This is a genomic window from Pantoea rwandensis, from assembly GCF_002095475.1.
Classification (GTDB): domain Bacteria; phylum Pseudomonadota; class Gammaproteobacteria; order Enterobacterales; family Enterobacteriaceae; genus Pantoea; species Pantoea rwandensis.
The window spans coordinates 17,083-37,369 of sequence record NZ_MLFR01000008.1 but is presented as its reverse complement, the minus strand read 5'-3'; the positions used below and the strand labels follow the sequence as shown (position 1 = coordinate 37,369).

The window sequence follows — 20,287 nt, the reverse complement described above, 5'->3', positions numbered from 1 at the left end:
TGAGGTAACAATGGCGACGCATACCGTACCGGGTTGGTACGGAAAATTACCCGCTACCGGGGATTTTCTGCGCCAGCGCCTCAGCGAGACGACCGTAGCACCCTGGAGTCACTGGTTTCAGCAAGGCTTGATGCACTGGCATCAGCAGCCCGAAGCCAATACATCGCTGTTTTTGCGCGCGCCGGTGTGGAACTTTGTGTTACCCCTGTCGCCACTGCGTCAGCAAATACAGATGGGCTGCTTGTTGCCCTCGTGCGATCGGGTCGGCCGGAGTTGGCCGCTGCTGGCGTTACGCAGTTTTCCGCTCAGCCATTGGCATAGCGCGCAACTGGCGATGTCAGGCGATTGGTTTCAAGAACTGGGCACTCTGCTCCTGCGTGGCGTGCGTGACCGACTCAATCCTGATGCGCTGGAACAGCTGATGCAACAGTTAGCGCCGCTCATGGTGCCGGATAAACAGCGCAGCGACATTATGGACATCATTGGTTTTGCTGACTTGCCCTGCACATTGAGCTGGCGAGAGGTCGCCGATAATTTTGATCCTCAGCAGCACATTAGCTACTGGTGGAGTAATCGCAGTGACGGATTTGCCCACGCTACGCATAAACACAGTGGCCCGCTCACCGCACAACTTTTTTCGTTATTGTTTAACCCGGCTTCAGGTGCTCAGCCGGGACGCAACGGACTCTATCCACCGATGTTTGAATAGACCGTCGCGATTTCCTTGTTAATGGGACGACTCATGCAATTTACCATTGTGCAGTGCAATACGGATGTGCCCGCCAAGACGGTAGCGTTTAAACCGCCAGGGGGAACTATTGGTCGCAGCCAGGATAACGATCTGGTGCTACCTGACGAATCACGCGCAATTTCACGCTTGCAGGCCTTGGTGCATCTGTCACCGGAGGGCGAATGCCGTCTGACTAATCAAGGTAGCGTCACCTCGGTGGTGTTGAATGGCATCGCGCTAAAACGTGGGACACAAGTGCAGTTGCAACACGGTGATGCGCTGCAAATCGGTGAGTATGGACTGGAAGTCCGTGACCCAGCGTGCCAGAACGTGCAACAAGACGATCCTCTGGCGTTCTTCGCGGATAGCGCAGCCGATCCGCTCGGGATGCAACAGGAACCTGAAATCGTGGTAGAACCTGCGGTGGCCCGTCAGGAAAGACGTACTGACCCGCGCTTAGGGATCGATCCGCAGAGTGACTCCCCTACGCTGCCCGTCGCGATGGCTGGCGTCGATCAGGACAAACTGGTCGCCGCGCTGTTAGAAGGGATGGGGCTAAACAACGGTCATCAAACCCCCATTACCGAGGAGCAAATGCGCGTGACGGGTCGTATGTTGAGCTTGTTTTCTCAAGGCACAGTAGCCCTGCTCTCTTCACGCTCCATCCTCAAACGCGGCGTGAAAGCGGATATGACGATGATCCTCAATGAGGCCAACAATCCGTTCAAAATTTTGCCCTCAGGCAAAACCGTGTTGATGCAAATTTATCAAAGCCAGATGCCTGGATTTATGCCACCCGAAGCGGCCGTGCGTGATGCCTTAGTCGATTTGCAGGCGCATCAACTCGGCATGATAGCGGGTATCCGTGCCATCATTGCCTCAATGCTGCAGTCATTTAATCCTCAGCGACTGGAAGAGGAAGCACGTCACGAGGGTGTGCTGCCAAAATTGCCGTTTTCCGCTGGGCGGAAAGCCGCGCTGTGGGATCACTTTTCACGCCATTATCAGCGTACGGCGGGCGAAATTGAGGATGACTTCCATACCCTGTTCGGCGAAGCGTTCTTGCATGCCTATGATATGGAAGTTAACCAGTACAAAGATTCCCAGACACGGACAGATGACGCATGAAAATGATGTTTGCCAGTCGCTGCCAACAGGGAATGCGTGACGAAAACCAAGACCGCACCGGCACAGAGTTCGACGAACATAAAGCCTGCTTTCTGGTCTGTGATGGTGTCGCCGGTCTTCCCGGCGGGGACATGGCGGCGCAAATTGTGCGTGACACCTTGCTGACGCAGCTACAAAACAGTGAGGAATTTACCCCTGACAGCACCCGTTCAGCCATTGAAGAGTGCCAGCGCGTTCTGCTGGAGGCGCAAGGAAAGAATCCGAAATATGCCCGTATGAGTACTACCCTTGCCGCGCTGTTTATTGACCGTCTCACACAGCGTGCATGGTGGGCGCACGCCGGTGACAGCCGGGTTTATCACTTCCGTCACGGTGTATTAAGTCAGGTGACGCGTGACCACAGTCTGGCGCAGCAGCTACAAGAAGCAGGCTATGAAAATTCCGGCATTAACAGTAATTTACTCTATAATGCGCTCGGCATTGAGCCCTCACGTCCAGCCACCTTCAGCGAAGTGATAGCATTAACCGATGGTGATGCCTTCCTCGTCTGCACCGACGGATTTTGGCTCAATTTGACCACCCAAGAGATGGAACAAGCCCTGCGTATGGTGAATGCCTGCGAAGAGTGGCTGACTTTGATGGAACAAGCCGTAAACCGCAGTGTTAAAAGCGACAATCTCAGCGCTCTGGCAATCTGGATTGGCGAACCGCAGGAAGCGACGCTGCTTTATTCCCAGGCTGATGCGGCACGTTTTCTGCCGACACGTTATTGATTCCAAGGATCCCTATGAAAGTGTGGTTGCCGGGTTTAGCGACCCTGTTGCTGGCTCTGAATGCGCAAGCTGATGATTATCGCGTGGTCTATTCGCCGAGCCTGTCGTTGGAAGTGTATATCGATAACGTGGCCAGTAATTCGCCAAATGACTGGTGTAAAGAGACACTTCCGTTGCGCATCGTCTCTGGCAAAAGTACCGACTCCAGCATTCTGACCAGCTTCCTGCCACGCGTGGGAACGCTGCTGGCCAATCAGTGTGGCACCCTGGATGAAATCCCCTGGCAGATGACCAATAAAGAGGGGAGCGTTTTGGCGAATGGTAGTGCGGCCAAACTGCAAAACTGGCGTCCGATTGTTATTAACGACGCAACCGCCAGCGCCAGTGCTGATAATGCTGCGCCACTGGATTTATCGCGCCCTGCAGACAGCGCACCGTTACAGCATTTCTCATTACCTGCTGGGTGCCATTTCCGCACCTGGTGGGATGACAATAATGGTGATGGCTTATTTATCCCAGATAATCCGCAACAACACTGTTCTACTGACGGCTGGCTTGAAGGCCCCAGCGACATGATGCTGATGAATGGTGGAAAAACGCGCAGTCTGGCAGTGAATTTCTATCAGGGTTACCCGATTGCTGATTTGAAAATGAGCGGTCCTCCGTTGGAGGTGGTTGCGGTAAATAACCAACGTATGATTGTGTCCCGCCCAGACGCCGATGGCAGCTGGTTGATACTGCCATTTGACCCTCAGCAGCATGTCTGGCGTTTCACGGGTAACCTGCTGATTAAAATGGATAAGACTGCAGGCCAAGACGGCGATGCGGTGAAAAAGCGCGTTGAAACATTACGCGGCGTATGGTCGTCGCAATTTATGCCACAGCAAAAAGTGACTGTGTTACTGATTGACACCCTGCATGCGGATCTTGTCGATCCGGCGATTGGTGCCTGGCGTAACATTAATTAATTAGCGGTCGTCGCCTGCCGTCAACCAGCTTGACCAGGCGCTACAGGACGTGTTCAGAGAGTTCACTATGTCGGCAAACGAAAACCACACACCGAATGCCCTGCCTGCGGGTTACCGGTTTAATGAATTTGAAATCAAGGAAGTGATTGGCGGCGGCGGCTTCGGCATCGTCTACCGGGCCTGGGATCACCAGCTCGAGCGCACCATCGCCATCAAAGAGTATATGCCGGTGTCGCTGGCCGTTCGTGCAGCTGACCTGTCTTTAGAACTGCGCGGTGAACGCTTCCAGAAACTGTTTAGTGCCGGGCGTAACAGTTTTATTCAGGAAGCGCGTCTGTTGGCGCGTTTCAATCATCCAGGGCTTCTGCATGTCCTGCGTTTTTGGGAAGAGAATGGTACCGCCTACATGGGGACGCTCTATTACAGCGGTATGACGCTGAAAGAGTGGCAGACCACCAGCCCAGAAAGCATCAGTGAAGCGTGGATACGTCGCCTGCTCCCGCCGTTGTTTGGCGCGATCAATACCATTCACGCTGCCGGCTATCTGCATCGTGATATTTCGCTGGATAATATTCAGATTCAGGAAAACCAGCTGCCCGTACTACTCGATTTTGGCTCAGCGCGGAAAGAGATCGGTAACCTGTCCGATGAAACCGAGATCATGCTGAAGCCTGGATTCGCGCCGATTGAACAATACAGTGAGGAAGGCGAAGTCGAGCAAGGGCCGTGGACCGACATCTATGCGCTGGGTGCCGTGCTGCATAATTTGATTACCGGTCATGCTCCTCCAGTCAGCGTGGTGCGTTGCATTGAAGATAACTATCAGCCGCTGGTTGAACGTAAGCCTGAGGGCTATTCACTGCCATTGCTGCACGCCATCGACTGTGCTCTGGAGATGAAACCCGCCGATCGTCCGCAAAGCATTGATGCCTTTGCCAGCCTGATTGATTTGCCGGTCAGCGATGTTGAAGCACTGGTGACCACCTTTCCGGTCACGACAGAGGCCGCCTTCACCCCCGAGCCGATCGCCATCGCCGTGCCCGAGCCGCAAGTGTTGGCAGTGAACCATGCCGCAGCATCAATTGAACCTGTGACACCGCGTAATGTGCGTCGACTGTCGCCAGGTTTAGTCGCGGTAGCGGCCATTGCCATTCTGGCGGTGGTAGTCGTGGTATGGAAAGCCAATCGTCATAATGAAGCTCCGCCTGTGGCTGCTGCGCCCTCAGCATCAGCCCCGATGGCGGATAACCACATAGCCGGAAGTGCGCCGGCCATGGCCACCGTCTATCTGCGGTTGCAAGCCGGGGAGAATATTGTGCTGAACGGCGAAGCAAAGGACGTTAAACCCGCCAGCAGCGGCTTCGCCTCACTGAATCTGGCTGCGGGAAATTATCGCATTGAAGTGCACAGCGGCAGCCAGGTCTTGAGCCAATCGATCACCATTGATAAGCCGGGCACCTGGCTTATCAACCCCAGCACACCCTGATTAACGCGCTGCAGATTGCTGCAGCGCCCTCACCTCTGCCGCCAGCCGTGTTAACGCATCTTCCTGCATACCGCGCTTGCCTAACTCCTGCTCCAGCGAGTAGAGATATTGCGCGTTAGTACCCAGCGGTCCGCTGGCTTGTGCAATCAGTGGTGCAATCGTGCTGCGGCAGGAGTCTGCTTCATACAGTGGGTGGCGCGGGTCCATAATAAACACCAGCGCTGTCACCGTACGCGCATCATCCAGTTGCAGATCGCACCAGGTCGGCAGATAGCAACCGGTGATCATTTCACGCTTCCACAGCAGCTCAAGTTCGTCGTGCAGACGTGCTTCTGGCAAACGAAACGCTAATCCACTGGTGGTGCCACCCTCTTTCAACGCCAGCATGCGACCGGGCGTTGAGACCGTGCCACGTCCCGCCGTCAGGCGTAAGCAAAACGCACGGTGCCAGCCGTCCAACAGACCGGATGCCACTTCTTCTGCTTCGAATACCGGGTTCCACATCAGGGAACCATAGCCAAAGATCCACACCGGGCTTTGATCGGGCCGACAAGCGAGCGTAGCGGCCAGCGATGCGGCACGTTGCTCACAACTCCACAGCAACGCCTCATCAATATCACCAAAAGATGTTTTACAATCCGCTTTTAACAGAAATTCCCGGGTTAACAATGCGACCTCCTCTACTGCGCTGACATCCTGTCGGTTCGGCTCCTCAAAATTGATGTCTTACAGGCAACTCGCGTTGCATCGACTTAAGAGAAGACATTAATGCATTTTTCATAAAACTTTCAAGATTGTCCCCGATCACAAAGGGGAAATTATCTGTAAATAGCATCGGCTGCCTGGCGGGGAACTTAAATGATTCCGGTCAAACGGTGAAGCGGACCACAACGGCTCGCACATTGAGGTTAATGTTTAGGGTGCCACTAATTATCATTACCTTTCGCGTAATCTTGTTTCACGGCGGCCCAGGCAACTTTATGAGCCACCGGCTCCCGGGATTCGTCACCACGGTGGTCGTCAGCATCTTTATATTGATCCCAGACACTGTTGAATGCCTTTTGATAAATGGTCTGCGCAGGATTAGGCAACACGTGGCGAACGCTATCGGGCAACTCTCGATTGGATGAGTACAGCATATTTCCTCCTACATACTGTGTCTTAGTCAGTCTGAGAGACGGGCAGAAAAATGCAAACATGCACTTTAGTTGCTAAACTTTAAGTTACATCCATTAAAGCAAATAAGCCTCACTTTAAGATTGGTTTATCATCGTAATTTCAGTAGATAGTTTAAATTCACAAAATCACAACACCATGAATAAATGTGATTATTAACAGATAACTCTAACTTTTACGGTGTTAAGATAAAAATAGTGATTAAGTAAAAACGCGTAAAGAGCCTGAAACATAACTGTTGAAAAGTTACACTGCGCTGCGTCATAAACGTCATTATATTTATCAGGCACTGATCGCCTGTTTTGTTCTTTTTGCCGGAGAGGATGGTGAATGGCTACACATGAGAAAACCCGACATACCGAGTACTCGTTGATTTTACCCATTGCTGCATTGGCCGTGCTGAGTTTTTTTGGCGGCCAAACGAGCTTAATGCCGATTATCGGTATCAACCTGCTGGCGCTTATCGCCATTCTCAGCAGTGCTTTTAGCGTCGTTCGTCACGCCGATGTCTTGGCCCACCGTTTAGGCGAGCCTTATGGTTCGCTGATTTTAAGCCTCTCCGTGGTGATTTTAGAAGTGAGTTTGATCTCCGCGCTGATGGCAACCGGCGATGCGGCTCCTGCGCTGATGCGTGATACCCTCTACTCCATCATCATGATTGTCACCGGCGGTCTGGTGGGCTTTGCGCTGCTGCTGGGCGGCCGTAAATTCGCCACCCAGTACGTGAATCTCGCTGGGGTAAAACAGTACATGATCGCTATTTTTCCGCTGGCGATTCTGGTGCTGGTGTTTCCGAATGCCTTACCGGGCGGTAATTTCACCACGGCCCAGGCACTGGTGATTGCCGCTATTTCAGCTGCGATGTACGGCGTATTTCTACTGATCCAAATGAAAACGCATCAGAGTCTGTTTGTTTACGAGCATGAAGACGACGGGGATGACGGCGATCCACACCACGGCAAACCGTCAGCACACAGTTCTAAATGGCATACCCTATGGCTGATTGTGCACCTGATTGCGGTCATTGCCGTCACCAAGATGAACGCAAATACGCTGGAAAGCCTGCTCACAGAACTGAACGCACCAGAACAATTTACCGGCTTTTTAGTCGCTTTACTGATTCTTTCACCGGAAGGCTTGGGTGCCATCAAAGCGGTGTTGATGAACCAGGTACAGCGCGCGATGAACCTGTTCTTTGGCTCAGTGCTGGCAACGATTTCTCTGACAGTGCCAGCCGTCACCATTATCGCCACCCTGACCGGCCAACAGCTGGTGTTTGGTCTGGAACCGCCACATATGGTGATCATGAGTGCGGCATTGATTCTGTGCCACATCTCGTTCTCAACCGGTCGTACTAACGTACTGAACGGCGCGGCACATCTGGCACTGTTTGCTGGTTATTTGCTGACGATAATGCTTTAACGCGGCATAGGTAGCGGCACCATCCATTGCGCGACATTCTAGCAATATTGCTAGAGGACTTCGCGATTGATCGCACCACGATCATCAAGCTTCGTCTCCATACGTTGCCCACAAAAAAGGCGCCATCGGCGCCTTTTTCACATCTGTCTGCAAGGATTACTTGCTGGTATCCAGGTCTGGGAAGCTCTTCACCAGGTCATCAATCGCTTTCATCTGAACCAGGAATGGCTCCAGCTTATCCAGCGGCAGTGCGGAAGGACCATCGCACTTCGCGCTGTTTGGTTCTGGATGGGCCTCAATGAACAGACCTGCAATGCCAATCGCCATACCGGCACGAGCCAGCTCACCGACCTGTGCACGACGACCGCCAGAAGCCGCACCGAACGGGTCGCGCGTCTGCAGGGCGTGGGTCACGTCGAAGATCACCGGGCTGTTGTTGGTCACTTTCTTCATCACGTTGAAGCCAAGCATATCCACAACCAGGTTGTCATAACCGAAGTTGCTGCCACGATCGCACAGAATAACCTTGTCGTTACCGCCTTCCGCAAACTTATCGACAATGTTACCCATTTGGCCTGGGCTAACGAACTGAGGTTTCTTGACGTTGATCACTGCGCCGGTTTTCGCCATCGCTTCAACCAGATCGGTCTGACGTGCCAGGAATGCTGGCAGCTGAATCACATCAACCACATCTGCCACTGGCTGCGCCTGAGAAGCTTCATGTACGTCAGTGATGATTTTCACGCCGAACGCCTGCTTCAGCTCCTGGAAAATCTTCATGCCCTCTTCCAGACCTGGACCACGGTAAGATTTGATGGAAGAACGGTTCGCTTTATCAAAAGAGGCTTTAAACACATAAGGGATGCCGAGCTTATCGGTCACTTTTACGTAGTGTTCGCAAATACGCATGGCGAGGTCGCGCGATTCCAGCACGTTCATACCACCAAAGAGAACAAATGGCAGATCGTTTGCGACTTTGATATCGCCAATATTCACTACTTTCTGTGTCATGCCTTTTCCTTGTTTTCGAGGGACGCTTAGTGCAGCGTCACCTGTTTCTGTTCAATTGCGTGAATCTGCACTTTAATCATTTCGCTGACCGGGTCTTCAGGACACTGCTCAACGAAGTAAGTTAAATCCGTTAGCGCGATATGTTCGCACTCGAGCTGGGCGTAGATTAAACCACGATCGCGGATTTCGTAAGGATCGTCGGGATCAATCTGCAGCAACACCTGGCTGACATTCAATGCCAGTTCCATTTGCTTCTCTTCCATCAAAGCCGCTTTCAATGTGTCGAGCATTTTACGCATCACATTAACCGTTTTCGCTTCGTCGAGATCGTCATTGTAGAGTTTGGCCGTTGGGCTGATATTGCCCTTCAACCACACTTCCAATGTATGCGTATCCAACGTTTCACCGTTAAACGGGTTTATCAGCCACATTTCACCATCCAGCCAATCCGCACGCAGAATCAGTTGCGTAGGGAAAATCACCGGCATCAGCGGCAGTTCCAGCTCATCAGCAATGTGCAACAGAATCACACCCAGTGACACTGCGGTACCCTGACGGCTCTTCAATACTTTGTCGATCCACAGCGCGTCGGATAAATTGTAGACGCCACTGGCGCCGCCAAATCCCCACTCGCGGTAAAACAAATCCAGCAGCTTCCCGAGCTGCAAATCAGCATTCTGTTCACTGCTGACGTATTCACGGGCTTCTTCAACCAACGCAGCCAACTGTTGCTGCACAGAAGGCGCGGAAAAATCATTGCGTATGGCGCAGGTCGCGCCAATCACCGCTTCACTCAACGGTGTTTCACTGTAATCGAGTTGCTCTGGCGAGGTCATGCTATCCCCAATATCGGCATTTTGGTCATCGCCAGCTTAATCACAAACAGCAGCGCTACGATTGCAATCAGGCAGGCGATCCAACGGGTCCCCATCTTACGTGGGCGACGGCTCAATGCCACGGAACCTAAGGCGATGTAGATAATAACCCCTAACAGCTTCTCCGTCAGCCAGCTTCCTTGCGGTGAGAACGGATAAAAGTGCGTGATCACCACTAACCACACGCCGCTTAACAGCAAAAAGGTGTCGTTAATGTGTGGTGCGATACGTACCCAGCGGCGCTGCAACATGGCTGAACCCGTCGTAAGCCAATAAAATCGCAGCAGAAACAGGCTGATGGTAAGGGCAACCGTCAGCAGGTGAAAATGTTTAACCAGCGGATACCAGCTCGCCATTATGCTTCCTTAAATCCAAAAAATTGCCCAAGTGTCACACGCGGATTGCCGCCATAATCGTTAATGCTACTGACCTGCTGGTAACCGTGCTGCATCATGATCGCGCGTACGGCTTCATCCTGCTGCCAGCCGTGCTCCAGTAATAGCCAGCCACCCGGCTGCAACCAGTGTGGCGCACTTTGAATAATAAAACGTAGATCTGCCAGACCGGCATCATCGGCAACCAAGGCGCTAAGCGGCTCAAAGCGCACATCGCCCTGCTGCAGATGTTTATCGGCGGCATCAATATAAGGGGGATTGCTGACAATCAGGTCGAAACGTTGGGCGGGAAGATCGTTAAACCAATGACTGAGCTGAAAATGCGCGTTATTGATATGCAAACGCTGCGCATTCTCTTGTGCCAGTGCGACGGCATCGGGTATGCGATCGCACCCCAATACCTGGCAATCAGGCCGTTCACTGGCCAGCGCCAGTGCAATGGCACCGGTGCCGGTGCCAAGATCAAGCAGAGTTGCCGGCGTTGTCGGCACACGTGCCAGCGCCTGCTCGACCAATACTTCTGTATCGGGACGGGGAATCAACGTGACATCACTGACGCGCAGTGGCAGCGACCAGAACTCACGTTCGCCCACCAGATGGGCAACCGGTTCGCCCTTAACACGACGTGCCAACAGTGTCTCAAGTTGGCTCAACTGCGCAGCATCCAGCTCGGCATCATCAAACGCCACCAGCCAACTGCGCGATTTACCGGTGACAAAACCCAGCAAAATCTCCGCATCACGCTTCGGGCTATCGCCGCCAAACAGAGCGGCAACCGCCTGTTGCAGCCAGTGACGAATGATCATCAATCCTGTCCAGCCAACGCCGCCAGCTGATCGGCCTGATATTCCTGCACAATCGGCTCAATCAAGGTATCCAACTTGCCTTCCATGGTTTCATCCAGACGGTAGAGCGTCAGGTTGATACGGTGATCGGTGACACGGCCCTGCGGGAAGTTGTAGGTACGGTTACGGTCGGAACGATCGCCAGTGCCGAGTAAATTACGACGGGTTGAAGCTTCAGCCGCATTACGTTTGGCAGTTTCGGCGGCATGAATACGTGCACCGAGCACCGCCAACGCTTTGGCTTTGTTCTTGTGCTGCGAACGCTCGTCCTGACACTCCACCACAATACCGGTCGGCAAGTGGGTAATACGGATCGCGGAGTCGGTGGTGTTAACGTGCTGACCGCCCGCGCCTGAAGAGCGGAAGGTATCGATCTTCAGATCGCCCGCGTTAATCTCTGGCATGTCCGCTTCTGGCAGTTCTGGCATCACCGCGACGGTGCACGCCGAGGTATGAATACGGCCCTGAGATTCGGTTTCCGGTACACGCTGTACGCGATGACCGCCTGATTCAAATTTCAAACGGCCATAGGCGCCGTCGCCATTGATGCGCGCAATAACTTCTTTATAGCCACCATGCTCACCTTCGTTGGCGCTGATGATTTCCACCTGCCAGCGACGTGATTCGGCATAACGGCTGTACATGCGGAACAGGTCGCCCGCGAAGATAGCCGCTTCATCACCGCCAGTACCGGCGCGCACTTCAACAAAGCAAGAACGTTCATCGTCAGGATCTTTCGGGAGCAATAGCACCTGTAGCTGCTGCTCCAGCACTTCTCGTTTCTCGCGCGACAGTTTTAATTCTTCGTTAGCCATTTCGCGCATTTCAGGATCGTCGAGCATCATTTCAGCGGTTTCGATATCTTCCTGAACTTGCTGCCAGTCACGGAAGCAATGAGTCACGTCGGTCAGCTGCGCATATTCGCGTGATAAGGCGCGGAAACGTTCTTGATCGCCAATGACGCCGGCATCACCCAGTAACGCTTCCACTTCTTCGTGGCGCTCCTGGAGGGCTTCCAGCTTGGCAACAATAGAGCTTTTCATGTAATAGAGGGTATCCCAGTGATAGGTCGTGACAGACCAGATTACTCTAAACCGAGGCTGTCACGTAAGATCTGCAGGCGTTCGCTGTCGCCGTCGCGCGCGGCCTGCTGCAATGATTTGGTTGGTGCATGAATAAGACGATTGGTGAGCTTATGGGCCAGCTCTTGCAGCACTTTCTCAGCATCTGCACCTTGGCGCAGTGCGGCCAGTGCCCGCTCTTGCAGTTCTGCACGCACATCATCGGCCTGCGAGCGATACTCGCGAATGGTGTCACCGGCGCTTTGAGCACGCAGCCACGCCATAAATTCGCCGCTTTCCTGCACCACAATGCTTTCAGCCTGCACAGCGGCGGCTTTACGTTGCGCCATGTTCTGCTCGATGATGGCCTGCAAATCATCGACGCTATAGAGATAGGCGTTTGCCAGCTTGCCCACTTCGGGTTCAACATCACGCGGAACCGCAATGTCCACCAGCAGCATGGGCTGATTACGACGCGCCTTCAGCGCGCGCTCCACCATGCCTTTGCCGATGATAGGCAACGGGCTGGCAGTGGAAGAGATGATGATGTCGGCATCCGCCAGACGCGTTTCGATATCGCCTAAACCAATCACTTCTGCGCCCACTTCATCGGCCAGCAACTGCGCACGTTCGCGCGTACGGTTGGCAATCATTAACTTCTGCACTTTGTGTTCGCGCAGATGACGCGCCACTAATTCGATGGTTTCACCCGCACCGACCAACAGGACGTTAACCGTGCTGAGTGACTCAAAGATTTGGCGCGCCAGGGAACAGGCGGCGAAGGCGACAGACACCGCACTGGCACCAATTTCAGTTTCCGTGCGCACGCGTTTGGCAACCGAGAAGGTTTTCTGGAACATGCGCTCCAACTCGCTGGTCAACGCATGGTCACGCGAGGAGTCAGCGTGGGCTTTCTTGACCTGACCCAGAATTTGCGGTTCACCCAACACCAGTGAGTCGAGACCGCTGGCAACGCGCATCAGATGGCTGACGGCCGCGTTGTCTTGATGCCAGTAGAGGCTTGCCCTGACATCCTCTTCACGCAAATCGTGATATTCACACAACCAGTGCACCAGCTTCTCCTGCAAATCCGTTTGCTGCTCTACGCTGAGATAGAGTTCAGTACGGTTACAGGTTGAGAGCACCACACCGCTCTGCACCATCGGCTGAGAAAGCAGGCTGTTGAGTGCCTGGTCCAGCGTGTCGGGCAGAAACGCAACGCGTTCGCGCAGTGCGACAGGTGCGGTCTTGTGGTTGATTCCGAGTGCAAGCAGCGTCATGGTGATGGGGTTGGGATATCCCAATAATTGTCAGGGTTTTGTGAGACGCATTCTACAAGATGCCACAGATCAAGAAAAGCCATACAAAGCCTATGTCTGTAATAAGATTAAACTGATCGTGCGCAATTATCCTTACATCGGCATTGACGGCATAGAATTGGATGGTTAGCGTTACCTGTTACGAATTAAAAACGTGTCTGAGGAGACGACCACGTGATGCATTTGCCCCCGCGCAAGCTGTTGCGCCTTTTACCCTTTGCCAGCGTACTGCTGGTTGCTTGTAGCATCAACAAACCCCAAGGTCCGGGTCCCAGCACCACTTCACCACAATGGCAGCAGCATCAACAGGCTGTGACAAAAATCACCCAGTATCAAACACGCGGCGCGTTTGCCTATCTCTCTGATAAGCAAAAAGTCTATGCGCGCTTTAACTGGCAGCAAACCGCCGCTGACCGTTATCGTCTGCTGTTAACCAACCCACTCGGCAGCACTGAATTGCAGCTGGATGCGCAAGGCTCTGTGGTGCAAATCGTCGATAACAAAGGCAAGCGCTACGTCAGTAACGACGCCGAAAAGATGATTTCACAGCTCACGGGGATGGATATCCCATTGGCCAACCTGCGTCAGTGGATGATGGGTCTGCCGGGTGATGCCACAGATTACCAGCTGAACAGTAACTATCAGCTGCAAAGCGTGAACTACAGCCGTAATGGCCAACAGTGGAAAGTGTCCATCTCCGATTACGACAGCAAGGTCAATCCGCCGCTGCCGGCTAATCTGGAACTGACGGAAGGCGGTCAGCGCATCAAATTACGCATGGATAGCTGGACGACACAATGATCACCACATGGCCGGCGCCAGCAAAGCTGAACCTGTTTCTCTATATCACGGGCCGTCGTCCTGACGGCTATCACAACCTGCAAACGTTATTTCAGTTTTTGGATTTCGGCGATACGCTGGAGATCACCCCAGACAGCAGCGGTAAGATAAAGCTACTAACACCGTTGTCAGGGGTCGCGGATGAAGAGAATCTGATCGTGCGTGCCGCGCAGGCCTTAAAACAGGCGGCCGCTGCGCGCGGCTCCCTCCCCCTCGATGCCGGAGCGCAAATCGCGCTGGAAAAACGTTTGCCAATGGGCGGAGGTTTGGGGGGCGGCTCATCTGATGCGGCAACGGTGCTGGTAGCACTTAATCATTTATGGCAAACGCAGCTTAGCATTGATGAGTTGGCCGCGATCGGCGTGCATCTCGGTGCCGATGTACCGGTGTTCGTTCGTGGTCATGCTGCTTTCGCAGAAGGGGTTGGCGAGAAGATACAACCCGCTGAACCGGACGAAAAATGGTACCTGGTCGCGCATCCTGGCGTGAGTATCGCCACCCCGGATATTTTCAGGGATGCGGAACTGACGCGCAATTCGCCGATACGCACATTAGATGAGCTGTTACAGCGTCCTTTTCACAATGATTGTGAGCCTGTGGTAAGAAAACGTTTTCGCGAGGTTGATGCACTGCTTTCCTGGCTGCTAGAATACGCGCCGTCGCGCCTGACAGGGACCGGATCTTGTGTTTTTGCTGAATTTAACACCGAATCCGACGCTCGTCAGGTGCTGGAGCTTGCCCCGAAATGGATTTGCGGATTTGTGGCGCGCGGGCTTAATATCTCGCCGTTGCAACGTAGCCTTTCCGGGCTCTAAGCGTTTACGTGACCGTGCCACCCTGTTCCAGGCACGGCACGTGACGCATTAACACACCCGTATGAACGACTTCAAAAGTATTCGCCGGTTACTTTTGAAATGTTCATTCTCTGGACGACAAGCCTGAGGTTCCTCTCGTGCCTGATATGAAGCTTTTTGCTGGTAACGCCACCCCGGAACTAGCACAACGTATTGCCAACCGCCTTTACACTAGCCTCGGAGACGCTGCTGTCGGCCGTTTCAGTGATGGTGAAGTAAGCGTACAAATCAACGAAAATGTACGCGGTGGTGATATTTTCATCATCCAGTCCACCTGTGCCCCCACCAATGATAATCTGATGGAGCTGGTTGTGATGGTCGACGCGTTGCGTCGGGCTTCTGCTGGTCGTATTACTGCTGTAATCCCTTACTTTGGCTATGCCCGTCAGGACCGCCGCGTGCGTTCTGCTCGTGTGCCGATTACCGCCAAAGTCGTTGCCGATTTCCTCTCCAGTGTAGGTGTTGACCGTGTTTTGACGGTTGATCTGCACGCCGAACAGATTCAGGGCTTCTTTGATGTCCCGGTAGATAACGTGTTCGGAAGCCCAATCCTGCTGGAAGATATGCTGCAAATTGGCCTGGAAAATCCGATTGTGGTTTCTCCTGACATTGGTGGTGTAGTCCGCGCGCGTGCAATCGCTAAGCTGCTCAACGATACGGACATGGCCATCATTGACAAACGTCGCCCACGCGCGAACGTTTCTCAGGTCATGCACATCATCGGTGACGTTGCCGGTCGTGACTGTGTACTGGTCGACGATATGATCGACACCGGCGGTACGCTGTGCAAAGCGGCTGAAGCGCTGAAAGAGCGTGGTGCGAAACGCGTATTCGCTTATGCGACTCACCCAATTTTCTCTGGCAACGCGGTTGAAAACCTGCGTAAGTCAGTGATTGACCAAGTCATCGTTTGCGATACCATCCCACTTTCGGATGAAATGAAGGCGCTGCCAAATGTGCGTACTCTGACGCTCTCTGGCATGCTGGCCGAAGCGATTCGTCGTATCAGCAACGAAGAATCCATCTCTGCAATGTTCGAACATTAATACATTGCATGAAACCGGGCCTGGTGCCCGGTTTTTTATTCTAAGGTCATTCACCCTATTTAAGGATTAAGCCGCTTTCGGCGCGGATATTTTCGCGATAAATTCCGTTAAAACCCGTTATTCTCCCTGCCTTACACTCTTTTCATTCCACACGTGACGCTGCGCTTTAGCACTCCATTGATTAGTGGTATTTTTCACCACACTTTTTTCTGAGAACTCCGACCACTATGACTCTCGACATTTACACACTGTTTGTTTGCGAGCTCTATGTGCTGGGGTTTCTGAGCATTATTCTGGTTTTCGCCTGGGTTGGCGCGCAGTATGACCGCGTGCTGGGGTTCACCACTCTGGCGCTCATTCTGACCTTAATGGCGGTATTTCTCAGCAGTCTGCGCAGCGCGGGTTTTCACTTTTTACCGATTGCCGTTGGCAACATAGTGATGCTGCTGGCCTATGGCAACCTGCTCAATGCTTTCCGTATTTTTTGCAATAAGCCACTGGGAATGAGCTGGTTGGCGGGCGCATTGCTTTGGGCAATCCTCTGCGTTTTCCCTGAGTTCTATCTCAGTCAGCCGAAGCGGGTGTTGGTGCTGTGTTTACTGTGCATCATATTTACCGCCGCACTTATCCGCCTTTTGTGGCAGTCGCGCGTCTCGTTGACCGTCACATTTTGGCCCGCGCAGATGTTGCTGTGGATTCATCTGCTGTTCCACGTCGCACGTATTTTTCTGGATGATGCCGTTGCCACGCCCGCTCGCGGTGCCATTGCTGGCTCCAGCTTCTCGGTCTATGTGATCCTCGAATCGATTCTGTTTGTGATCGGCCTGACGTTTACCATTTTGGCGATGGTCAACGAGCGCACTCAGATTGCGCACAAACTGGCGTCACTGCATGACCCACTTACCAGCGTCTGGAATCGTCGCGCCCTCTTCGAACAAGCGGATAGGTTGGTTATACGCAGTGCACGCAATCCTCAGCTGTATATCTACACCGCGGTGCTGTTTGACCTCGACCATTTTAAAAGCATCAACGATCGTTACGGTCATCAGCAAGGCGACCGCGTTTTAATCGATTTTTGTCACATAGTCCAAGCGTTGTTACCCTCAGAAGGGCATTTTGCTCGTTTGGGAGGAGAGGAGTTTGCCGCGATTTTGCCGGGGAATGGCGAAGATGCACAACGCGTGTGCGAGCGTATTCGACTCGCGACACAACTATCGCAGCCAAATGACGTCTGCTATACGGTGAGTATTGGCTTTGCGACCGCCAATCACCGTGACCAGACATTTTCGATTCTGTTGGGGCTGGCGGATGAAGCCTTGTATCGCGCTAAAGCCAGTGGCCGTAACCGCACCGAGCGTTATCTGGTGCAGCTACAGCCATTGCAAGAAGCGGCACTCACTTAATGTGAAGTGTGATCACGACGGCAGCGTTTGTCGCCATAGCGGCGCAGCCAAAAGTAACGGTCTTCAACCCTTTCACGTCCGCTAACGCGCGCACCTACCAGCCACAAAAGCGCACCGACAAAAATGCTAAACATGGCGCCATGGGCGAGGAATTGCGGTAAATGCAGCGAAGGCAGCTGATTAATAATGGAATAACCGACGCCCAGCACCATCGTCAGTAAACCCAGACACATCAAGCCATTACCTACATAGCGGCAATTTTGACGTTTCATGATTCACCTCCATCCTTATGAAAAAAGAAAACAGCACGTATGGTTAACTTGTCATAAGTTTAGGCAATGGCTTGTGGTTAAGATGCGTGCACGATCACACATCCTTCACAATCTCTGACATTTCTTTACTGCCAGCATCTTGATTTCGATAGAAATTGATTAGTCACGCAGAGACATCATCTGGCTGCAGCACCCTTTGTCTTCCCCGCTTGCAGGCAGTAAACTATCGCCCTTTCCGCAGCAAGACAGGATAAACATCGTGAGCAGCATTAAACTGATTGTGGGGCTGGCCAATCCCGGCGCTGAGTACGCCGCTACCCGCCATAACGCCGGCGCCTGGTATGTGGATTTGCTGGCCGATAGGCACAATCAGTCGTTGAAAGAAGAGCCGAAATTTTATGGCTACACAGCGCGCCTATCGCTGGCGGGTGAGGATGTGCGCCTGCTGGTGCCAGGGACCTTTATGAATCTAAGCGGCAAAGCTGTCGCGGCGATGGCCACGTTTTACCGCATCACACCAGAAGAGATTTTGGTGGCACATGATGAATTGGATTTGCCTCCCGGCGTAGCGAAGTTTAAACAGGGCGGCGGACACGGCGGCCATAATGGCTTGAAAGACATCATCAGCAAGTTAGGCAACAACAATAATTTCCACCGTCTGCGCGTTGGCATTGGCCATCCGGGTGACCGCAATAAAGTCACCGGTTTTGTCTTGGGTAAACCACCTGCCAGTGAGCAGAAGCTGATCGATGATGCCGTTGATGAGGCCGTGCGTTGCACCGAAGTCTGGCTGAAAGAAGATAAAATTAAGGCCATGAATCGTCTACACGCGTTCAAGGCCAGTTAAAGCCAATTCCCGCGCTGAAGAAGGCAATTCTGTGTATAATGCGCGAAATTTTTTGAATCTGTCGGCGCTCTTTACCAGCGCTGCACACTCAGTGAGAAAGGTAATCAGACCATGGGATTTAAATGCGGTATTGTGGGCCTGCCGAACGTCGGTAAATCCACCCTGTTCAACGCGCTGACCAAAGCGGGTATCGAAGCAGCCAACTTTCCGTTCTGCACCATCGAGCCAAACACCGGTGTGGTGCCAATGCCCGATCTGCGCCTCGATCAGCTGAGCGAAATTGTTAAGCCGCAGCGCGTGGTCCCTACCACCATGGAATTCGTCGATATCGCTGGTTTGGTGGAAGGCGCGTCGAAGGGTGAAGGCTTGGGCAACAAATTCCTGACCAACATCCGTGAGACCGAAGCTATCGGCCACGTGGTGCGCTGCTTTGAAAACGACAACATCATCCACGTTTCCGGCAAAGTGAATCCGGCGGAAGATATTGACGTGATCAACACCGAGCTGGCGCTGTCTGACCTCGATACCTGTGAACGCGCCATTCAGCGTTGCCAGAAGAAAGCCAAAGGCGGCGACAAAGATGCGAAAGCCGAGCTGGCTGCATTGGAAAAATGCCTGCCGCACCTGTCGGAAGCGGGCATGTTACGTTCATTGAATTTGGACGCTGACGAGAAAGCAGCCATCCGCTATCTGAGTTTCCTGACGTTGAAACCGACCATGTATATCGCCAACGTGAGTGAAGACGGTTTCGAAAACAACCCGTACCTCGATCAAGTGCGCGCGATCGCCGAAGCCGAAGGTTCGGTTGTCGTGCCGGTGTGTGCTGCAGTTGAATCTGACATCGCCGAGTTGGACGATGAAGAGCGTGACGAGTTTATGGCCGAGTTAGGTCTGGAAGAGCCAGGTCTGAACCGTGTCATCCGCGCAGGTTATACTCTGCTCAACCTGCAAACTTACTTCACCGCTGGCGTGAAAGAAGTGCGTGCGTGGACCATCCCAGTGGGTGCCACCGCACCACAAGCGGCTGGCAAGATCCACACCGACTTCGAGAAAGGCTTTATCCGTGCTCAGACCATCGCGTTTGATGACTTTGTGACTTACAAAGGTGAGCAAGGCGCGAAAGAAGCCGGAAAAATGCGTTCAGAAGGTAAAGAGTACATCGTGAAAGATGGCGACGTGATGAACTTCTTGTTCAACGTCTAAATTGCCTTATGAGGTTTTAGCTAACCTCATTACGCTCGCAAAAATCCACGCAAATGCGTGGATTTTTTATGTGCATGATGTCCCAGATAATTTCCTAGAAGCGCCGAGGCCGTCAAAATTAAAGCCAGAATAATGGGCATCAGAGTGGAAGGATTAACCATGGCGTGCAAGTGGAGAGAGTGAGAGCTTACTTTGCTGCCCAGCAATCTGGACAAAGCTTCAGCGAAGATTAGACTGTTGCTGCCTAACCTAACGCCAAAATCAATTAAATGAGCAAGGTTCAAAAGGCTCGGGCTGCGTGGTCAATCATTGGAGAATTATTATAAATAGCTGAAACCATCTTCAGTTCATTAATGCACAAATCTAAACTTACTCTGAGGAGTATTCAACAGTGGAGGTTGGTGATGTCTTTAGGTGAGATAATTTCCCCGATCAGTTCATTTCTACGACTTATCCTGACGTTGGGGCAGAAAAAAAACGCCCGGATCGTCAACTTGAAACCCGGCTAATTGGCCGAGGCATTGTTGCGGAATTACCCGAAGATATTCCCTTTTATATCGCAGCAGAGGATGGCTCTAAGGAAAAAGGCATCTATGTCATTGGCTTATTAATCTGGAATCGTGGAGCGTTGCC

The 20,287-nt window shown here is 52.8% G+C and carries 21 protein-coding genes; 12 read left to right on the top strand and 9 right to left on the bottom strand.

All coding sequences use genetic code 11. The features are described from left to right. The first annotated feature begins 10 nt into the window (after nucleotides 1-10). From tagF to HA51_RS10240, 5 genes are all read left to right on the top strand, one after another. Nucleotides 11-709 carry a type VI secretion system-associated protein TagF gene (gene tagF, locus HA51_RS10260; RefSeq protein WP_084934422.1) on the top strand — a complete coding sequence of 233 codons (699 nt, stop codon included), beginning with the start codon at nucleotides 11-13 and terminating at the stop codon, nucleotides 707-709. A gap of 33 nt (nucleotides 710-742) precedes the next feature. Beyond that, nucleotides 743-1,858: a type VI secretion system-associated FHA domain protein TagH gene (tagH, locus tag HA51_RS10255; RefSeq protein WP_084934421.1), complete on the top strand. Its 1,116-nt coding sequence runs from the start codon at nucleotides 743-745 to the stop codon at nucleotides 1,856-1,858. Continuing rightward, nucleotides 1,855-2,631, top strand: coding sequence for a PP2C family protein-serine/threonine phosphatase (locus HA51_RS10250; protein WP_084934420.1), 777 nt, complete (start codon nucleotides 1,855-1,857; stop codon nucleotides 2,629-2,631). The genes tagH and HA51_RS10250 overlap by 4 nt, the downstream gene beginning before the upstream one ends. A 14-nt stretch (nucleotides 2,632-2,645) precedes the next feature. After that, nucleotides 2,646-3,599, top strand: coding sequence for a hypothetical protein (locus HA51_RS10245; RefSeq protein ID WP_084934419.1), 954 nt, complete (start codon nucleotides 2,646-2,648; stop codon nucleotides 3,597-3,599). Nucleotides 3,600-3,666: 67 nt separating this feature from the next. Then, complete coding sequence (locus tag HA51_RS10240; protein ID WP_084934418.1) at nucleotides 3,667-5,085, top strand: serine/threonine protein kinase; 1,419 nt, start codon at nucleotides 3,667-3,669, stop codon at nucleotides 5,083-5,085. Here HA51_RS10240 and HA51_RS10235 read toward each other — a convergent pair whose 3' ends face one another. Both HA51_RS10235 and HA51_RS10230 read right to left on the bottom strand, forming a co-directional pair. Next, nucleotides 5,086-5,754 carry a gamma-glutamylcyclotransferase gene (locus tag HA51_RS10235; protein WP_084934417.1) on the bottom strand — a complete coding sequence of 223 codons (669 nt, stop codon included), beginning with the start codon at nucleotides 5,752-5,754 and terminating at the stop codon, nucleotides 5,086-5,088. Nucleotides 5,755-6,011: 257 nt separating this feature from the next. Next, entirely contained in the window at nucleotides 6,012-6,224 is a 213-nt protein-coding gene (locus HA51_RS10230) for a ChaB family protein (RefSeq protein WP_084934416.1), read from the bottom strand. A 367-nt stretch (nucleotides 6,225-6,591) separates the two neighbouring features. On the opposite strand from HA51_RS10230, the gene chaA reads away from it, so the two are divergent. Continuing rightward, complete coding sequence (gene chaA, locus HA51_RS10225) at nucleotides 6,592-7,683, top strand: sodium-potassium/proton antiporter ChaA (RefSeq protein ID WP_084934415.1); 1,092 nt, start codon at nucleotides 6,592-6,594, stop codon at nucleotides 7,681-7,683. Between the two features lie 156 nt (nucleotides 7,684-7,839). On the opposite strand, the gene kdsA is transcribed toward chaA, so the two are convergent. Genes kdsA through hemA form a run of 6 tightly spaced genes read right to left on the bottom strand, consistent with a single transcriptional unit; the run spans nucleotide 7,840 to nucleotide 13,150 of the window. Further along, a complete protein-coding gene (gene kdsA / locus HA51_RS10220; protein WP_084934414.1) occupies nucleotides 7,840-8,694 on the bottom strand; it encodes a 3-deoxy-8-phosphooctulonate synthase in 855 nt (284 codons plus the stop codon). A gap of 26 nt (nucleotides 8,695-8,720) precedes the next feature. Then, a complete protein-coding gene (gene sirB1 / locus HA51_RS10215) occupies nucleotides 8,721-9,530 on the bottom strand; it encodes an invasion regulator SirB1 (RefSeq protein WP_084934413.1) in 810 nt (269 codons plus the stop codon). Then, nucleotides 9,527-9,925, bottom strand: a complete 399-nt coding sequence (locus HA51_RS10210) for a SirB2 family protein (RefSeq protein WP_084934412.1) — start codon at nucleotides 9,923-9,925, stop codon at nucleotides 9,527-9,529. The genes sirB1 and HA51_RS10210 overlap by 4 nt, the downstream gene beginning before the upstream one ends. After that, entirely contained in the window at nucleotides 9,925-10,770 is an 846-nt protein-coding gene (gene prmC / locus HA51_RS10205; RefSeq protein WP_084934411.1) for a peptide chain release factor N(5)-glutamine methyltransferase, read from the bottom strand. The genes HA51_RS10210 and prmC overlap by 1 nt, the downstream gene beginning before the upstream one ends. Next, nucleotides 10,770-11,852: a peptide chain release factor 1 gene (prfA, locus tag HA51_RS10200; protein WP_084934410.1), complete on the bottom strand. Its 1,083-nt coding sequence runs from the start codon at nucleotides 11,850-11,852 to the stop codon at nucleotides 10,770-10,772. The genes prmC and prfA overlap by 1 nt, the downstream gene beginning before the upstream one ends. A gap of 41 nt (nucleotides 11,853-11,893) precedes the next feature. Next, a complete protein-coding gene (hemA, locus tag HA51_RS10195; RefSeq protein WP_084934409.1) occupies nucleotides 11,894-13,150 on the bottom strand; it encodes a glutamyl-tRNA reductase in 1,257 nt (418 codons plus the stop codon). A gap of 216 nt (nucleotides 13,151-13,366) precedes the next feature. Between hemA and lolB the strand changes: the two genes are divergently transcribed. The 4 genes from lolB to HA51_RS10170 all read left to right on the top strand — a co-directional run bounded on the left by lolB (nucleotide 13,367) and on the right by HA51_RS10170 (nucleotide 17,332). Then, nucleotides 13,367-13,990 carry a lipoprotein insertase outer membrane protein LolB gene (lolB, locus tag HA51_RS10190; protein WP_084934408.1) on the top strand — a complete coding sequence of 208 codons (624 nt, stop codon included), beginning with the start codon at nucleotides 13,367-13,369 and terminating at the stop codon, nucleotides 13,988-13,990. After that, entirely contained in the window at nucleotides 13,987-14,844 is an 858-nt protein-coding gene (gene ispE, locus HA51_RS10185) for a 4-(cytidine 5'-diphospho)-2-C-methyl-D-erythritol kinase (RefSeq protein ID WP_084934407.1), read from the top strand. The genes lolB and ispE overlap by 4 nt, the downstream gene beginning before the upstream one ends. 137 nt (nucleotides 14,845-14,981) lie before the next feature. Beyond that, nucleotides 14,982-15,929 (top strand): ribose-phosphate diphosphokinase, encoded by a 948-nt coding sequence (gene prs / locus HA51_RS10175; RefSeq protein WP_013509507.1) that lies wholly within the window; start codon nucleotides 14,982-14,984, stop codon nucleotides 15,927-15,929. A 227-nt stretch (nucleotides 15,930-16,156) separates the two neighbouring features. Then, a complete protein-coding gene (locus HA51_RS10170) occupies nucleotides 16,157-17,332 on the top strand; it encodes a GGDEF domain-containing protein (protein WP_084934405.1) in 1,176 nt (391 codons plus the stop codon). On the opposite strand, the gene ychH is transcribed toward HA51_RS10170, so the two are convergent. Then, nucleotides 17,329-17,604, bottom strand: a complete 276-nt coding sequence (gene ychH / locus HA51_RS10165; RefSeq protein WP_084934404.1) for a stress-induced protein YchH — start codon at nucleotides 17,602-17,604, stop codon at nucleotides 17,329-17,331. The genes HA51_RS10170 and ychH overlap by 4 nt on opposite strands. A 259-nt stretch (nucleotides 17,605-17,863) precedes the next feature. Here ychH and pth point away from each other — a divergent pair, with 259 nt between their 5' ends. Beyond that, nucleotides 17,864-18,451 carry an aminoacyl-tRNA hydrolase gene (gene pth / locus HA51_RS10160; protein WP_084934403.1) on the top strand — a complete coding sequence of 196 codons (588 nt, stop codon included), beginning with the start codon at nucleotides 17,864-17,866 and terminating at the stop codon, nucleotides 18,449-18,451. Between the two features lie 111 nt (nucleotides 18,452-18,562). Next, nucleotides 18,563-19,654: a redox-regulated ATPase YchF gene (gene ychF / locus HA51_RS10155; RefSeq protein WP_084934402.1), complete on the top strand. Its 1,092-nt coding sequence runs from the start codon at nucleotides 18,563-18,565 to the stop codon at nucleotides 19,652-19,654. The last annotated feature ends 633 nt before the right edge of the window (nucleotides 19,655-20,287 follow it).

Coding starts and splice junctions, on each gene's coding strand:
- tagF (WP_084934422.1), top strand. CDS start 11: ATGGCGACGCATACCGTACCGGGTTGGTACGGAAAATTACCCGCTACC.
- tagH (WP_084934421.1), top strand. CDS start 743: ATGCAATTTACCATTGTGCAGTGCAATACGGATGTGCCCGCCAAGACG.
- HA51_RS10250 (WP_084934420.1), top strand. CDS start 1,855: ATGAAAATGATGTTTGCCAGTCGCTGCCAACAGGGAATGCGTGACGAA.
- HA51_RS10245 (WP_084934419.1), top strand. CDS start 2,646: ATGAAAGTGTGGTTGCCGGGTTTAGCGACCCTGTTGCTGGCTCTGAAT.
- HA51_RS10240 (WP_084934418.1), top strand. CDS start 3,667: ATGTCGGCAAACGAAAACCACACACCGAATGCCCTGCCTGCGGGTTAC.
- HA51_RS10230 (WP_084934416.1), bottom strand. CDS start 6,224: ATGCTGTACTCATCCAATCGAGAGTTGCCCGATAGCGTTCGCCACGTG.
- chaA (WP_084934415.1), top strand. CDS start 6,592: ATGGCTACACATGAGAAAACCCGACATACCGAGTACTCGTTGATTTTA.
- kdsA (WP_084934414.1), bottom strand. CDS start 8,694: ATGACACAGAAAGTAGTGAATATTGGCGATATCAAAGTCGCAAACGAT.
- sirB1 (WP_084934413.1), bottom strand. CDS start 9,530: ATGACCTCGCCAGAGCAACTCGATTACAGTGAAACACCGTTGAGTGAA.
- HA51_RS10210 (WP_084934412.1), bottom strand. CDS start 9,925: ATGGCGAGCTGGTATCCGCTGGTTAAACATTTTCACCTGCTGACGGTT.
- prmC (WP_084934411.1), bottom strand. CDS start 10,770: ATGATCATTCGTCACTGGCTGCAACAGGCGGTTGCCGCTCTGTTTGGC.
- prfA (WP_084934410.1), bottom strand. CDS start 11,852: ATGAAAAGCTCTATTGTTGCCAAGCTGGAAGCCCTCCAGGAGCGCCAC.
- hemA (WP_084934409.1), bottom strand. CDS start 13,150: ATGACGCTGCTTGCACTCGGAATCAACCACAAGACCGCACCTGTCGCA.
- lolB (WP_084934408.1), top strand. CDS start 13,367: ATGCATTTGCCCCCGCGCAAGCTGTTGCGCCTTTTACCCTTTGCCAGC.
- ispE (WP_084934407.1), top strand. CDS start 13,987: ATGATCACCACATGGCCGGCGCCAGCAAAGCTGAACCTGTTTCTCTAT.
- HA51_RS10170 (WP_084934405.1), top strand. CDS start 16,157: ATGACTCTCGACATTTACACACTGTTTGTTTGCGAGCTCTATGTGCTG.
- ychH (WP_084934404.1), bottom strand. CDS start 17,604: ATGAAACGTCAAAATTGCCGCTATGTAGGTAATGGCTTGATGTGTCTG.
- ychF (WP_084934402.1), top strand. CDS start 18,563: ATGGGATTTAAATGCGGTATTGTGGGCCTGCCGAACGTCGGTAAATCC.